Below are 13,772 nucleotides of genomic sequence, written 5' to 3' on the forward strand. Positions count from 1 at the left end.
CCTTAAGTAGTTCGCCCCAAACTACCGCATCTCGTTCGGAGCATGGACGCCGAGGATGGCGAGGCCCGATGCCAGAACCGAGACGACGCCCTGGACCATGGCCAGTCGCGCCTTTGTAAGATCTGCATCATTATTGATAATGAAGCGTAAATAGGGCAAATCGCGCCCCTTCGTCCAAAGTGCATGAAATTCGCTGGCTAAATCATAGAGATAAAAGGCAATTCGGTGCGGCTCGTGGGCCGCGGCGGCAGCTTCCAGCATGCGCGGAAATATTGCGAGCCGCTTGAGCAGGTCGAGCTCGACGGGGTCTGACAGCCGTTCCACCGCCGACTCAGCGAGCCAGGCGATCCGCTCGCCGGCATCCTCCGGCAGTTCCGGGAACACCTCCGCTCTCGCGTTGCGGAAGATCGAGTGGCCGCGGGCGTGGCCGTACTGGACGTAGAACACCGGGTTATCGCGCGACTGTTCCATGACCTTGGCGAGGTCGAAGTCGAGCACCGCGTCGTTCTTGCGGTAGAGCATCATGAAGCGGACGGCATCCTGGCCGACCTCATCCACCACCTCACGCAAGGTGACGAAGTCCCCGCTCCGCTTGGACATTTTCACCGGCTCGCCGTTGCGCAGCAGCTTGACGAGCTGGACAATCTTGACGTCGAGCGAGCCCTTGCCTGACGTCGTCGCCTTCACCGCCGCCTGCATGCGCTTGATATAGCCGCCATGGTCGGCGCCCCAGACGTCGATCATCTCCGCAAAACCGCGGTCGAACTTGTTCTTGTGGTAGGCGATGTCGGCGGCAAAGTAGGTGTAGGAATTGTCCGACTTGATCAGCGGACGATCGACGTCGTCGCCGTAAGCCGTCGCTTTGAACAGCAGCTGCTCGCGGTCTTCCCAATCCTCGACCGGCGCGCCCTTCGGCGGCGGCAGGCGGCCTTCGTAGACATCGCCCTTGGCCCTCAGGAAATCGATGGTCTCGGCAACCTTGTTGTTGCCGCTCTCGATCAGCGAGCGCTCGGAGAAAAACACGTCGTGGCGGATGTTGAGGGCGGCGAGATCGTCCCTGATCTCGTCCATCATCATCGCGATCGCCTTGGCGCGCACCGTGGGCAGCCAACCGGCCTCGTTCATCGCGAGGAGCTTGTCGCCGTGCTCTTTCGCCAGCGCCGCGCCGACCGGCTTCAGGTAGTCGCCCGGATAGAGCCCCTCCGGGATCGCACCGATGTCCTCGCCGAGCGCCTCGCGGTACCGCAGGAACGCGGAGCGCGCGAGCACGTCGACCTGGGCGCCCGCGTCGTTGATGTAATATTCGCGCGCGACGTCGTGGCCCGCGAACCGGAGCAGGCTCGACAGCGCGTCGCCAAACACGGCGCCGCGGCAATGGCCGACATGCATCGGCCCGGTCGGATTGGCCGAGACGTATTCGACATTGACCTTGGACCCGCCGCGGACGCGGCCGTAATCGGCACCCTCGCGCAGCACTGTCCGTAACGCCTCGGCCCAGGCGGCCGGCCTCAAGGTCAGATTGATGAAGCCGGGACCGGCGACGTCGACCTTGGCGATCAGCGCGTCCGCGCGCAGCCGCTCTGCGATCCGCTCGGCGAGGTCGCGGGGCTTTGCCTTGGCCTCTTTCGCCAGCACCATGGCGGCGTTGGTCGCCATGTCGCCATGGGAGGGATCGCGCGGCGGCTCGACCACTACGCGCGCGAAATCGATGCCCTCGGGCCAGTTGGCTTCCGCCGCCAGCGTACGGCAGGCGGCGTGCACGCGTGCAAGCACGTCGGCGAACAAATGCAGTGCTGAGGATGTGTCGGGCATGGCCGCCGCCTAACGCAAATCCGGGGTCGAGTCAAAAAGCCGCTGGTGCTCGGTCAGGGCGAAACGGTCGGTCATTCCGGCAATGAAATTGCCGATCCGGCGGGCCCGGTCGCCCTCATTGTCCGCCTCCGCCCCCAGCAGCCATTCCGGCGGCAGCTCGCTAGGGGATTTCAGGTATTTCGCGAACAGGTCGAACAGGATCTGCTCCGCCTCCCCCATCACCCGCATCACCCGCTTGTGACGGTACATGTGCTGATAGAGGAAGGTCTTGATGGCGGCCTCCTCCTCGGCGACCTCGGCCGGAAATGCGACCAGCGTCCGGCTCTGCTGGCGGACATCCTGGGCCGATTGGGGCTTCACCGCGGCGAGGTTCTTCTGCGCCTGCGCGAACACCGCACCAATCAGGTGCGAGATCAGCTCGCGCACCAGCTCGGCACCGCGCCTGAGGTCTTCGAGATCGGGATAGTGCGCTGAGGTCTCGGCGATGATCTCAGCCGTGAGCGGCATCACCTTGAGATCGTCGAGATGGAACAGGCCGGCGCGCAGGCCATCGTCGATATCGTGGGCATCATAGGCGATGTCGTCGGCGATGGCGGCGACCTGCGCCTCCAGCGAGGCGAAGCTCCACAATTCGAGGTCGTAGGTCTTGATGTAGTCGGCGATTCCGACGGGAATGCCCTGCTCGCGATAGCGCCCCACCGGCGCGCCGCCGCGGTCGGTTAGCGGACCGTTGTGCTTGACGATGCCCTCCAGCGACTCCCAGGTCAGGTTGAGCCCGTCGAAATCAGGGTAGCGATGCTCTAGCGAAGCGACGACGCGGAGCGTCTGGGCGTTGTGGTCGAAGCCACCAAATTCCTTCAGGCAGGCGTCGAGCGCCCGCTCGCCGGCATGGCCGAACGGGGGATGGCCGAGATCGTGGGCCAGCGCCAGGGTTTCGGTGAGATCCTCGTCCAGCCCGAGCTGCCGGGCCAGCGCCCGGGCGATCTGCGCCACCTCCAGCGAATGGGTCAGCCGGGTGCGGTAATGGTCGCCCTCGTGGAACACGAACACCTGGGTCTTGTACTTCAGGCGGCGGAACGCGGTGGAATGGATCACCCGGTCGCAATCCCGCCGGAACGGGCTGCGGGTCCGGCTCGGCGGCTCCGCGACCAGCCGGCCGCGGCTGCGGTCGGGATCGCAGGCATAGGGCGCATGGGGGGCAGCCATTCCGACGGACACGACGAATTTAGTCCCTATCCATTTGATTCTGCGTATCCTTGCACTTAACTATGCCGGACGCGGGATACCAAATGAATTGGGCAAGTGAACCTGGTATGACCGCCGGACTATCGGAGACGAGCCATGACGACCGACGTGACCATCAGTGACCGCGCCGCACGCCGGATTGGAGAGATCCTCAAGGGCGAAGGCTCTGGCGCGATGCTGCGCATCTCGGTCGAGGGCGGCGGCTGCTCGGGTTTCCAGTACAAGTTCGACATCGACCGTGCGCGCACGGACGACGATCTCGTGATCGAGCAGGAAAATGCAGTGGTGCTGGTCGATTCCGCCTCGCAGCCGTTCCTGGCGGGATCGCAGGTCGATTTCGTCGACGATCTGATCGGTGCCTCGTTCCGCGTCAACAATCCCAACGCCACGGCGTCCTGCGGCTGCGGGACCAGCTTCTCGGTCTGACCGCTCACGCGCCTGTTATCTGCTTCTCCTCGTCCGTCCACTCCATTTCGACCGGCATCAGCTCCGGCTGCAGCGGCGCGTCCTCTGACATCGTGTAGCCGCCGAGCGCGCGCAGCAAGGCCGCGACCAGCGCCGGCTTGCGCAGCGGCTTGGCGAGGAAGTCCGACATGCCGGCCTCGCGGCAGATCCTGACGTCCTCGGGGAAGGCATTGGCAGTCAGCGCGACGATCGGCAAAGCTTCGCAGCGCCCGCCTTGCGCGCGGATCGCGCGGGTGGCCGCGAGCCCGTCCATGTCGGGCATGCGCACGTCCATCAGCACCACGTCGTAATTGCCTTCGGATGCTGCCGCCCAGGCCTCAGCGCCGTCGGTGACGACGCGCAGCTCGACGTCGAAGGCCCCCAACATCTTGCTCACGACCATGCGGTTGACCGCATCGTCCTCCGCGACCAGCACGTTCAGCGGCCGATCGAGACCGGCGATACGGGCCTTGAGCTCGTCGGCCTCGTCGTGGCCGGCCGTCTGCTCGGAGGCCTGGGCCTGGCTCCAGGGCAGCACCAGCGTGAAGCGGAAGGTCGAGCCCTCGCCCGGCGCCGAGGTGACGCCGATGGTGCCGCCCATCTGCTCGATGATGCGCCGGGAGATCGCAAGGCCGAGGCCAGTGCCGCCGAAGCGGCGGCTGATCGAGGCATCGGCCTGCGCGAAGTCGCTGAAGAGCTGGCCGAGCTTTTCGGGAGCGATACCGATGCCGCTGTCGGTCACCGTCCATTCGACGGTCGCCAGCAAGTCGCGGCGCGCCTGGCAGGTTGCCGAGATCGTCACCTCGCCGTCATCGGTGAACTGCACCGCATTGGACGCGAGGTTGAGCAGCACCTGGCGGATACGAGCGACGTCGCCGCGCAGCGTCGGCGGCAGGTTCGGGTCGAGTGCCAGCTTGACCGTCAGCCCCTTGGCCTTGGCGCTCGCGCGCACCACGGTCGCAACCGCCTCCACCAGCGCCTGCGGGGCGAAGTCGATCACCTCGAAGGTGAAGCGCCCGGCCTCGAGCTTGGACAGGTCGAGGATGTCGTTGAGGATGCGCTGGAGATTGTCGCCGGACTCGCGGATCGTGGTGACCGCCTCGCGCTGCTCCGGATCGAGCCTGGTCTCGAGCAGCATGCTGGCAAGCCCGAGCACGCCGTTCATGGGCGTGCGGATCTCGTGGCTCATCACCGCGAGGAAGTCCGACTTGGCGCGACTCTCGGCCTCCGCCTTTTCCGCGCGCCAGCGTTCGGTCACGTCGCGCCCGAAGCCGCGATAGCCGAGGAACTGGCCCTCGCGGTCATAGGCCGGCTTGGCCGTCAGCGACCACAGTCGCGCCTCGCCGCCGGCGACGACCTTGAGGTTCATCTCGTGCAGCGGCTCGTTCTGCTCCATCAGGCCGACGACGTTGTAGGCCGCGCTCTTGTCCTCCGGGCACAGCATGTCGAGCACGTCGGCGAAATGCGATCCCTTCAACAGCGGCAGCGGCAACTGAGCGACGTCCGCGAAACGCTCGGGCACGTCGACCAGATGCCCTTCGGCATCGGTCTGCCATAGCCAGTCGCTGGCGTTCTCCTGAAAGTCTTTCAGCAGCAGCGAGATGATCTCGGTCTGGCGTTCGAGCTCGAGCTGGGCCTTGAGATTGCCGAGGAACAGATTGCCCTGCGAGACGATACTGCGCGCCATGAAAAATGCGAACAGCAGCAGGAACACCGCCGTCACCAGATACGGCCCGGCGCCGCAGAGCAGCATCGCACCGGCGCAGGCGGTCGTCATGGTGGCGAGATAGACGAGGCCGGCACGCGGGAAGGTCGACAGCGTGAAGGCACCGCCCGACATCATGCCGACCATCAGGCAGGCCAGGATCAGCTGGCTGGTCGGCTCGATGCGGCTGAACAGAGCGAGCGGCAGCGCGCCCCAGATCGCGGCGAGCAAGACCGCCTGCCGCAGCATCTGCCGCGCGGCGCGAGGCGAGGCCTCCTGCGGCGGGTTCTGATGCGACCGCCGCCAGGCGCGCACCGCGAGCGAGGCGGTGGCGGCGAGCGTCAGGCCCCAGATCGCGAGGAAGTCGTTCCAGCCCCTGCCCCAGAACAGGATCAGCACGATGGCGACGTTCAGCATCGTCACCGCCATCGTCACGGGGATCAGCCGCGTCACGGCGTCGATCTGCTTGGCGCGGATGCGGCGGATCTCGCGCTCGCTGAGATCGGCGGTCAGGCCGTCCTCGATCTCAAAGCCGCCGAGCCAATACAGGAACGCGCCGATCAGGCCGTCACGCGGCTCAGTTTGCTTCATCGACTTGTCCGGCCATCCCATTCGCGGAACCTTTTGACGATCAATGGCCTGCCGCCTGCTTAAGCCGGGTTAATTTTGTGGGAGATTTTGCGGCGTCCTTGACGGGCGCGTTTGCAGTTTGTTCTAACCATGGCCCCTGCCCGGAGCCCGCCGACATGACCATCAGAGTTGCCACCTGGAACGTGAACTCGGTCCGGCAGCGGATCGACCTCCTGCTGACCTGGCTCAGGGAATGCCAGCCGGACATCGTCTGCTTGCAGGAGATCAAATGCGTCGACGAGGCCTTTCCGCGGCTGGAGATTGAGGCGCTCGGCTACAACGTGGTCACCCACGGCCAGAAGACGTTCAACGGCGTCGCGCTGCTCTCCAAGCTCCGGTTCGACGAGACCAAGTCGGGGCTCGCCGGCGACGACGAGGACGCCCATGCCCGCTTCATCGAGGGCGTGGTGACGCTGAAGACGGGCGTGATGCGCATCGCCTGCCTTTATCTGCCCAATGGCAATCCGGTCGGGACCGAGAAATATCCCTACAAGCTCAAATGGATGTCCCGGCTTCTTGACTATTCGAAGGAGCGCCTCAAGACCGAGGAGCCGCTGATCCTCGCCGGCGACTTCAACGTCATCCCGCACGCCCGTGACGTCCATAACCCCGCCGCCTGGACCGAGGACGCGCTGTTCAAGCCGGAGACGCGGGAGAGCTTTCAGTCCCTGCTCGGCCTCGGGCTGACCGATGCCTTGCGGGCAGTCACGGATGAGCCCGGGCTTTATACCTTCTGGGACTACCAGGCCGGGGCCTGGCAGAAGAACCAGGGCCTGCGGATCGATCACCTGCTGCTGTCGCCCCAGGCCAGCGACCGGCTCGCCAATGTCGGGATCGACAGCTATGTGCGCGGCTGGGAGAAGCCCTCGGACCACGTGCCGGTGTGGGCGGATCTGGATCTGGAGGCGGCGTAGGCTACGCAGAATTGGGGGGCACGCTGCGCTTTGCCCACCCTACGAGACCGAGATTGCCGAGCTACTGCCGGCGGCCGCCCTGCACCCACTGTTCCAGCATTTGCAGGCACATGGCGCGGTCGTCGTCGGAGGCCTTGGCGAAGGCGCGGCTGTAGCTTTCCTTGATCCAGGTCTCTTCGGCGCCGGCGCTGTCACGCGCCAGCGTCAGCCACATCAGGCCGCGCGCGGCCTGCCGCGGCAGGCGGTCGCCGTTGAACAGCATCTGGCCGAGCAGCGCCTGCGCCTCGTGCTGGCCCTTCTGCGCGGCGAGGCCGAGCCAGCGCGCGCCATAGCGGAAATCCTCGCGCGAGGCGTCCGGCGTCTTCAGGTAGAGCCGGGCGAGATCGTATTGAGCGTCGGCATTGCCGAAATAGGACGCCGCATAGGAGAACATCTCCCGCGCCCGCTCCGGATCCGACTTGACCTTCGAGTTCGGGATGCCGCTCAGATAGTAGCGGCCGAGCGCGACAAAGGCGTTGGCCACGATCTGCGCCTGCGGTGCCGACGGGCTGTCCTCGGCATGCGCATTGGCGATCCGGCTGAAATATTCGAAGGCGCGCAGATCGTCCTGGGCGACGCCGTCGCCGTTGGCGTACATGCGGCCGAGCTTCCACTGCGCGATGGGGTGGCCACCCTCGGCGGCATACTGCAGCGCACTGAGCGAGGTCTCCTGAGGCACAGCCGCCGGCGCGACCTTACCGCGCGCGGTCACCGCGGTCCCCGGCAAGGTGGTCACGACCGGGATGGTCGCGTCCTTCGGGTTGACCGGAGCCCCGTCGAAGGCAAGCGCCGGGGCGGCCAGCGCACCGGCCCCCAACACAAACGCAACTATGGCACGCCTAGATGTCCGCATAGCACTGTTTCTCGTGCGCGCCGCCCGGATGGGTCACTGCCCCCCCGACCGCTGGTCCAACCTGTTGAGCATACTTCCAGAGCGCACCTGACGTGTGGTTAGTCGCGCGAGCGGTCCATTTGGTCTTGCGCTGGGCCAGCTCGGCGTCGCTCAATTTTACGTTAAGGGTACCGGCGACCGCGTCGATCTCGATGATGTCGCCGTCCTCGAGCAGCCCGATCGGGCCGCCAATGGCCGCTTCCGGCCCGACATGGCCGATGCAGAAGCCGCGGGTGGCGCCGGAGAAGCGGCCGTCGGTGATGAGCGCGATCTTGCCGCCCATGCCCTGGCCGGTCAGCGCCGCGGTGGTCTGGAGCATTTCCCGCATGCCGGGGCCGCCCTTCGGCCCCTCGTAGCGGATCACGATGACTTCGCCTTCGCGGTAGGTGCGCTTCTGGACCGCCTCGAAAGCATCCTCCTCACGGTCGAAGCACCTGGCCGGACCGGTAAACCTGAGGTTGGACATTCCCGCGACTTTCACGATCGCACCTTCTGGCGCCAAATTGCCCTTCAGACCGACCACACCGCCTGTCACGGTGATGGGCTTGTCTGCCGGGTGCACCACGTCCTGGTGCGGATTCCACTTCACGCTCTTGAGGTTTTCGGCGATCGTGCGGCCCGTGACGGTAAGGCAATCACCGTGCAGGAAGCCGTTGTCGAGCAGCGTCTTCATCAGAAGCGGTATGCCACCTACTTCAAACATGTCTTTGGCGACATAACGGCCGCCCGGCTTCAAATCCGCGACATATGGTGTCTTTTTGAAGATTTCGGCAACGTCGAACAAGTCGAACTTGATGCCGCACTCATGCGCGATCGCCGGCAGGTGCAGCGCAGCATTGGTCGAGCCGCCCGAGGCTGCGACCACGGCGGCCGCATTCTCCAGCGCCTTGCGGGTGACGATGTCGCGCGGCCGGATGTTTTCGGCGATCAGGTCCATCACCTTCTCGCCCGCGGTCATGCAGAAGGCGTCGCGGATTTCATAGGGTGCCGGAGCACCGGCCGAGTAAGGCAGTGCAAGGCCGATCGCCTCGGACACGGTCGCCATGGTGTTGGCGGTGAACTGCGCGCCGCAGGCACCCGCCGAGGGGCACGCCACGCGCTCGATCTCGTCGAGGTCCTCGTCCGACATGGCGCCGACCGAGTGCTTGCCGACGGCCTCGAACATGTCCTGCACGGTGACCTGCTGCCCGCGGAACGTGCCGGGCAGGATCGAGCCGCCATAGATGAAGATCGAGGGCACGTTGAGACGGACCATCGCCATCATCATGCCCGGCAGCGACTTGTCGCAGCCGGCGAGCCCGACCAGGGCGTCATAGGCATGGCCGCGGACGGTCAGCTCGACGGAGTCGGCGATGCATTCGCGCGACGGCAGCGAGGAGCGCATGCCGTCATGGCCCATGGCGATGCCGTCGGTCACGGTGATGGTGCAGAACTCGCGCGGGGTGCCGCCGGCCGACGCCACGCCCTTCTTCACCGCCTGCGCCTGGCGCATCAGGGCGATGTTGCAGGGAGCGGCCTCATTCCAGCACGAGGCGACGCCGACGAAAGGCTGGTGGATCTGCTGGGTGGTCAGACCCATGGCGTAGAAATAGGACCGATGCGGCGCGCGCGCAGGGCCTTCCGTCACGTGACGGCTCGGCAGCCTCTGCTTGTCAATCTTCGCGCTCATCGCAAACCAGTTTCCTCGGTCAACCCTTTCAGACCCGAAAAATCAGAGCCAAGATTTGAATCGACCTTGGGATTTCTCGTCGCCTTCGAAGACCGCCGCTGCCCTAGAACATTAGAGCGATTTTATTCATGTTTGGGTGTGGCCAAAAAGCGGCGGTGATGCGAACCACCAGTGATGACGGTTAAATCGGAACCGAGTGTTGCGTAGACAGCACAATCGTTACCGGGAAGACACGGGGTGGACTACTTCAATACCCTCGCGGTGAGGATGATTCACAACTTCAGATTTTGTATCGGCAACAACACTTCCCCATTTGCTCCACGAGGCGGTGACCGCGCGGGTGAGTCGGGGCGCGCCGCTCATCAAGGATTCCTCCCTCGTGTCCCGGACAAGCCGCAACGCCTCTTAGCGTTGCGGCGCAGAGCCGGGACCCAGAAAGCGACAGGGCGCTGCGCTGCGTCCGGGGCACCAGCGGAGTTATGACGCACGCTTTTCCACGCCGTCATTGCGAGCGAAGCGAAGCAATCCAGAGTCTTTTCGCGGAGGGATTCTGGATTGCTTCGTCGCAAGCGCTCCTCACAATGACGGAGCAGGAGGCACCATCGCGATGCTCCAATGCATATCCCAGCTGCAGTGCCGTAGGGTGGGCAAAGGCGCATCGCGCCGTGCCCACGATCTCTGTCCATAAGCAACAAGGCGTGGGCACGCTGCGCTTTACCCACCCTACGAGATCGAGATTGTGGCACGCAGCTCAGCTTGCAGACACGCCTTGGCGGCCTCGCGGCTTGAATCGCCCGAGCTTTGCTTTGTCGCTTCACCCTCTAAAGCCAAGAGGGCGCAGGGAAGGCCGGGTGCCGGCTCGCACCCGCGGTCTGCTGCGCAATAGGCACGCGCAGAAAGAACCGCACAGCAGCATACAGGTGTGGCCGATCACTCGGCCTTCCCTGCGCGATGGTTGGACGGCTTATGCCGTGATCTCCCGGGAGCCGACCATTCCTTCTGGCCTCCCTCGCCGTTCGAATTGACGATGCCGTCCACCCGGTTGGGCTCGCGCGCATCTTCGAACAGCTTGACCGTAGCAACGACGGCCAGGACCACACGGTTTTGCCGTACGCGCGTTCGCTGGTCACCACATTATCTCCCGGCCTTGTCGACGTTGCCGAAAGAATGTGGCGAGACGAACTGAACAGCGCCGCTCATCCGCACGAAGCCTCGGGCTCACAGGGACAACCCACCCTGCCCGCACCTCTCGTGCCGACGCTGCCGCGTCCACCGCAAGCCCGGCTCGCGACAGTGACGACCACATAGTCGCCCCTCTTGGGTGAGCCGGGATGGACGACACATACGCCGAAACAGAATTTCGGTAAAGCGGAATATTTTTAGCGACGTAGATTGACAGAGGGCGAAACAGGCACGATCGCGTAGCCCGGATGGAGCGCCACGTAATCCGGGACGGTGCTAGATGCCGGGCGAGCGGCCCCGGATTGCGCTTTGCTCCATCCGGGCTACGGCCACGATCGGCCGCTCAGGCCGACATCGCTCGGTTGCGCCCAGCCGGATCGCCCAGACGGACGATCTCACAGATGGCGACGAGGCCGGCGAGCCAGACGGCGCTAGTCAGTCCAATGCGCGTCACGATCGCGGCGGTGAAGGCGCCCTCGCCGCCGAGGAACGGCGTCGCGGCGAGCAGCGCGAGCTCGTAAATCCCATAGGCGGCGACGAGCGTGATCGCCAGCGTCAGCGGCGTGCGGCCCTGCGGCAGCAGGCCGAGCACCGTCGACGAGGCCGCGGTCGCCAGAAGCGCAGCCGCGCCGATCAGGAAGCCCCAGGCAATCGTGTTGGCGTCAACGGGATAATGCAGCACGCCGAAACCGATGGTCTGGTTGACGAGCCAGGCGCCGGTGACGACGAGCAGCGCCGGACGCTGCGGCAACATCGCCGCGGCAATGACGGCGAGGGCCGCGAACGGCGTGGCGCAGGCGAACGCAAAACTTGCGAGCGCGCATGACGCCGTCAGCAGCGCAAAGCAGAATATCGGCGCAAGGCGCGGCGCGACCGGGTGAAGCCGGAAGCGATCGCCACCAGACGGCAGGATGCTGAGAGCCATGGTTTAATCTCCTTCTTTCGAATTCTAGTCCATTTAGGGGCGCGTGACGAAAATCAGAACGTTGCGCCGGCCTTGAGCAGATAGGTGCGGCCGGGCAGCGGATAGGCGCTGAAGCGGCCGTCCGTGAAGGTGCTCGCGATGGCGTAGTCGTAGTAGAGCGCATTCAGCACATTGTTGACGCTGACGGACCAGAAGTAGCGCTCAACCTGGCCGCTGAGCTTGAGATCGATCGTGCCGTTGGCGGGAATCGGCTTCTGGGTGCCCGCCTGGTCGTTGTCCATGCGTCGCTCGCTCCAGAAGCGCGCGGTGGCATCGAGCACCACGTAATTCTGCCAGATGTTCCAGGTGACGCCCGCACTCGCCGTGTAGCGCGACACCAGCGGCACGTCGTTGCCAGCCCAGATGCCTTCGCGGAAGACCGCGCTGGTATAGGCCACGCCGGAGCGCAGCAGCAGGGCGTCGTTGACGCGATAGGACAGGCTGGTCTCCGAGCCGTAGCGGCGGGTCGGATCGAGATTGGTGTTGTAGAACAGGACCGGATTGAAATGGACCTCGTTAGTGAGATCCATCAGGTAGAGACTGCTCTGCAGCTGCAATCCGCCTCCCTTGATGCGAACACCGCCCTCGATATCCCGAGAGGTCTGGGTCTTGAGCTGGAACGTTTGCGGGATCGCAGCGAAGGTCAAGGGATCGAAGGAAGGCCCTGAGGACAGGCGCTCGTCGACATCAGGCGTGCGGAACGCGCGCCCAACGCGACCGAACAGCGAGACCTGGTCGTTGAGGCGATGCTCGGCGCCGAGATGCAGCGCATATTGGGTCTCGTTGCTCGTCAGCGGCAGCGCGCCGATGTCGGCGTTGAAGGGAGCTGCCGGGTCGAAATTGTCGCGTGCCGCAAGTCTGACGTTCTGCACCCGCGCGCCGTAGGAGATGTCGGTCGTGGGCGCGATTCCCAATGTGTGCTGGAAATAGCCCGCAACCGACTGCTGCCTGAGGTCGTAATTGTGCCATGGGGAGAGCCCCTGCCCCGCGCCGCGGTTCTGCTCAAAGCTCGCATCGTAATAGTCGATGCCGGTCAGGAGCTGCGACGGCATGCCGAGCAGCAGGCTCTTCACGCTGAGCCGCGGTGTGATCGACCAATTCGTCAGATGGGAACCGACATAGGTCGACGTGAAGAACGCCGGACCCGGCGTCGGGGTGGAAAAGAAAGCACTCTGCTGCTTCTTGTCGCGCACGCCGCCGTCGACAATGAGATCGACGCCGTTGACCAGGGTCTTGGTGAAGCCCGCGGTCGCACCAAAACCCTGCTGGTTGGCGTAGTTGAACGGCGTGCTGGTCCCTCGCCGGTTGGCCCTGAGCTCGTCGAGGCCGATGGAGGGATCGACGGTGCGGCCGCCCGGCAGTCGCAGCTCCTGATTGTCGCCGGTGACGGTAAGAAAAGCACTCAGGCCCGGCGTCGTGTAGTTGAGATTGCCGACGCCGTTCTGCTGCGAATAGCGATTGTTGTCGCGGTAGCCATCGGTCCTGACCGTATTGCCGTAGAACGAGGTCGACCACGGACCGGAATTGAGCGAGGTCGAGACATTGCCGAGCCTGGTGTTGAACGAGCCGAAGCCGGCCTCGATGCGCGCGGTCACGGGCGGTCCGCCGACGCCATTTTTGGTAACGATGTTGATCACACCGCCGACCGCGTTGTCGCCGTAGAGCACCGCGCCGGAATTTCCCCGCGTGACCTCGATGCGTTCGATCGAATTGAGCGGGATGGTGGAGAGGTCCACCTGCGCCATGTCGACGTCGTTCAACCGTCGTCCGTTGACCAGCACCAGCGTGTTGGCGGTGGCAAAGGCGCCGAAGCCACGCAGGTCCACGCTGGTCTTGGCGCCGATCTGGCCGCCATAGAGCGTCGTGATCTGGGCCCCCGGCGTCTGCATCGCGATGATCTCGGCAAGCGTCTGCGATGGCGAATGCGCGATATCCGCGGCCATGATGACGGTCGTGGCAGCCCCGACGATGCCGCCGCCGCCGGCGGCAGCCTCACCGCCGGAGCCCGATGAGCCGGCGCCATTGCCTGCCGGCGCGACATTCGTCCTCGCCCGCTGCCGAGTCGCCTCGCCGTCACCGGTCGCCCTGGCGCGCGTGCGGTTGTAATCGTCGGGCTGCGTCACTTCGATCGGCGGCAATTGCTCGGCAAGCGCGTGCTGGGCGAAGGCGGAGGACAGATCGATCGACTGGAGGGAAACGGATGCGAGCAGGCCGGCGGCAAGGCGCCTGGCGGCAGAGACGAGACGGGACACAATTGTAACCTCGGTATGACGTCA

The 13,772-nt window shown here is 65.0% G+C and carries 9 protein-coding genes; 2 read left to right on the top strand and 7 right to left on the bottom strand.

Going from position 1 to position 13,772, the window contains the following annotated elements; translation table 11 throughout:
- Positions 1–21 precede the first annotated feature (21 nt).
- Positions 22–1,812 carry an arginine--tRNA ligase gene (gene argS / locus GGD66_RS05010; RefSeq protein ID WP_183257007.1) on the bottom strand — a complete coding sequence of 597 codons (1,791 nt, stop codon included), beginning with the start codon at positions 1,810–1,812 and terminating at the stop codon, positions 22–24.
- 9 nt (positions 1,813–1,821) lie between these two features.
- Positions 1,822–3,018 (bottom strand): deoxyguanosinetriphosphate triphosphohydrolase, encoded by a 1,197-nt coding sequence (locus tag GGD66_RS05015; RefSeq protein WP_210321464.1) that lies wholly within the window; start codon positions 3,016–3,018, stop codon positions 1,822–1,824.
- Positions 3,019–3,153: 135 nt separating this feature from the next.
- On the opposite strand from GGD66_RS05015, the gene erpA reads away from it, so the two are divergent.
- Positions 3,154–3,483 (top strand): iron-sulfur cluster insertion protein ErpA, encoded by a 330-nt coding sequence (erpA, locus tag GGD66_RS05020; RefSeq protein WP_183230741.1) that lies wholly within the window; start codon positions 3,154–3,156, stop codon positions 3,481–3,483.
- Positions 3,484–3,487: 4 nt separating this feature from the next.
- Here erpA and GGD66_RS05025 read toward each other — a convergent pair whose 3' ends face one another.
- Complete coding sequence (locus GGD66_RS05025; RefSeq protein WP_183257009.1) at positions 3,488–5,818, bottom strand: ATP-binding protein; 2,331 nt, start codon at positions 5,816–5,818, stop codon at positions 3,488–3,490.
- 134 nt (positions 5,819–5,952) lie between these two features.
- Between GGD66_RS05025 and xth the strand changes: the two genes are divergently transcribed.
- Positions 5,953–6,750, top strand: coding sequence for an exodeoxyribonuclease III (gene xth, locus GGD66_RS05030; protein WP_092257813.1), 798 nt, complete (start codon positions 5,953–5,955; stop codon positions 6,748–6,750).
- Between the two features lie 61 nt (positions 6,751–6,811).
- Here the strand turns inward: xth and GGD66_RS05035 are convergent, their stop codons facing one another.
- The 4 genes from GGD66_RS05035 to GGD66_RS05050 form a co-directional block, all read right to left on the bottom strand.
- Positions 6,812–7,642, bottom strand: coding sequence for a tetratricopeptide repeat protein (locus GGD66_RS05035; protein WP_026201921.1), 831 nt, complete (start codon positions 7,640–7,642; stop codon positions 6,812–6,814).
- A complete protein-coding gene (gene ilvD, locus GGD66_RS05040; protein ID WP_092257810.1) occupies positions 7,629–9,350 on the bottom strand; it encodes a dihydroxy-acid dehydratase in 1,722 nt (573 codons plus the stop codon). Before ilvD ends, GGD66_RS05035 begins: the two co-directional genes overlap by 14 nt.
- A 1,525-nt stretch (positions 9,351–10,875) precedes the next feature.
- On the bottom strand, positions 10,876–11,457 hold the full coding sequence (locus GGD66_RS05045; protein ID WP_183257010.1) for a hypothetical protein: 582 nt from the start codon (positions 11,455–11,457) through the stop codon (positions 10,876–10,878).
- A 53-nt stretch (positions 11,458–11,510) separates the two neighbouring features.
- Complete coding sequence (locus tag GGD66_RS05050; RefSeq protein ID WP_183257011.1) at positions 11,511–13,748, bottom strand: TonB-dependent receptor domain-containing protein; 2,238 nt, start codon at positions 13,746–13,748, stop codon at positions 11,511–11,513.
- Positions 13,749–13,772: the final 24 nt, after the last annotated feature.

The sequence above is a fragment of the Bradyrhizobium sp. CIR48 genome (assembly GCF_014198315.1).
Taxonomy (GTDB): Bacteria; Pseudomonadota; Alphaproteobacteria; order Rhizobiales; family Xanthobacteraceae; genus Bradyrhizobium.

Bases quoted from the DNA above. Each gene is read 5' to 3' on its own strand.
- ilvD (WP_092257810.1), bottom strand. From the start codon at position 9,350: ATGAGCGCGAAGATTGACAAGCAGAGGCTGCCGAGCCGTCACGTGACG.
- argS (WP_183257007.1), bottom strand. From the start codon at position 1,812: ATGCCCGACACATCCTCAGCACTGCATTTGTTCGCCGACGTGCTTGCA.
- GGD66_RS05045 (WP_183257010.1), bottom strand. From the start codon at position 11,457: ATGGCTCTCAGCATCCTGCCGTCTGGTGGCGATCGCTTCCGGCTTCAC.
- GGD66_RS05025 (WP_183257009.1), bottom strand. From the start codon at position 5,818: ATGGGATGGCCGGACAAGTCGATGAAGCAAACTGAGCCGCGTGACGGC.
- GGD66_RS05035 (WP_026201921.1), bottom strand. From the start codon at position 7,642: ATGCGGACATCTAGGCGTGCCATAGTTGCGTTTGTGTTGGGGGCCGGT.
- GGD66_RS05015 (WP_210321464.1), bottom strand. From the start codon at position 3,018: ATGGCTGCCCCCCATGCGCCCTATGCCTGCGATCCCGACCGCAGCCGC.
- xth (WP_092257813.1), top strand. From the start codon at position 5,953: ATGACCATCAGAGTTGCCACCTGGAACGTGAACTCGGTCCGGCAGCGG.
- erpA (WP_183230741.1), top strand. From the start codon at position 3,154: ATGACGACCGACGTGACCATCAGTGACCGCGCCGCACGCCGGATTGGA.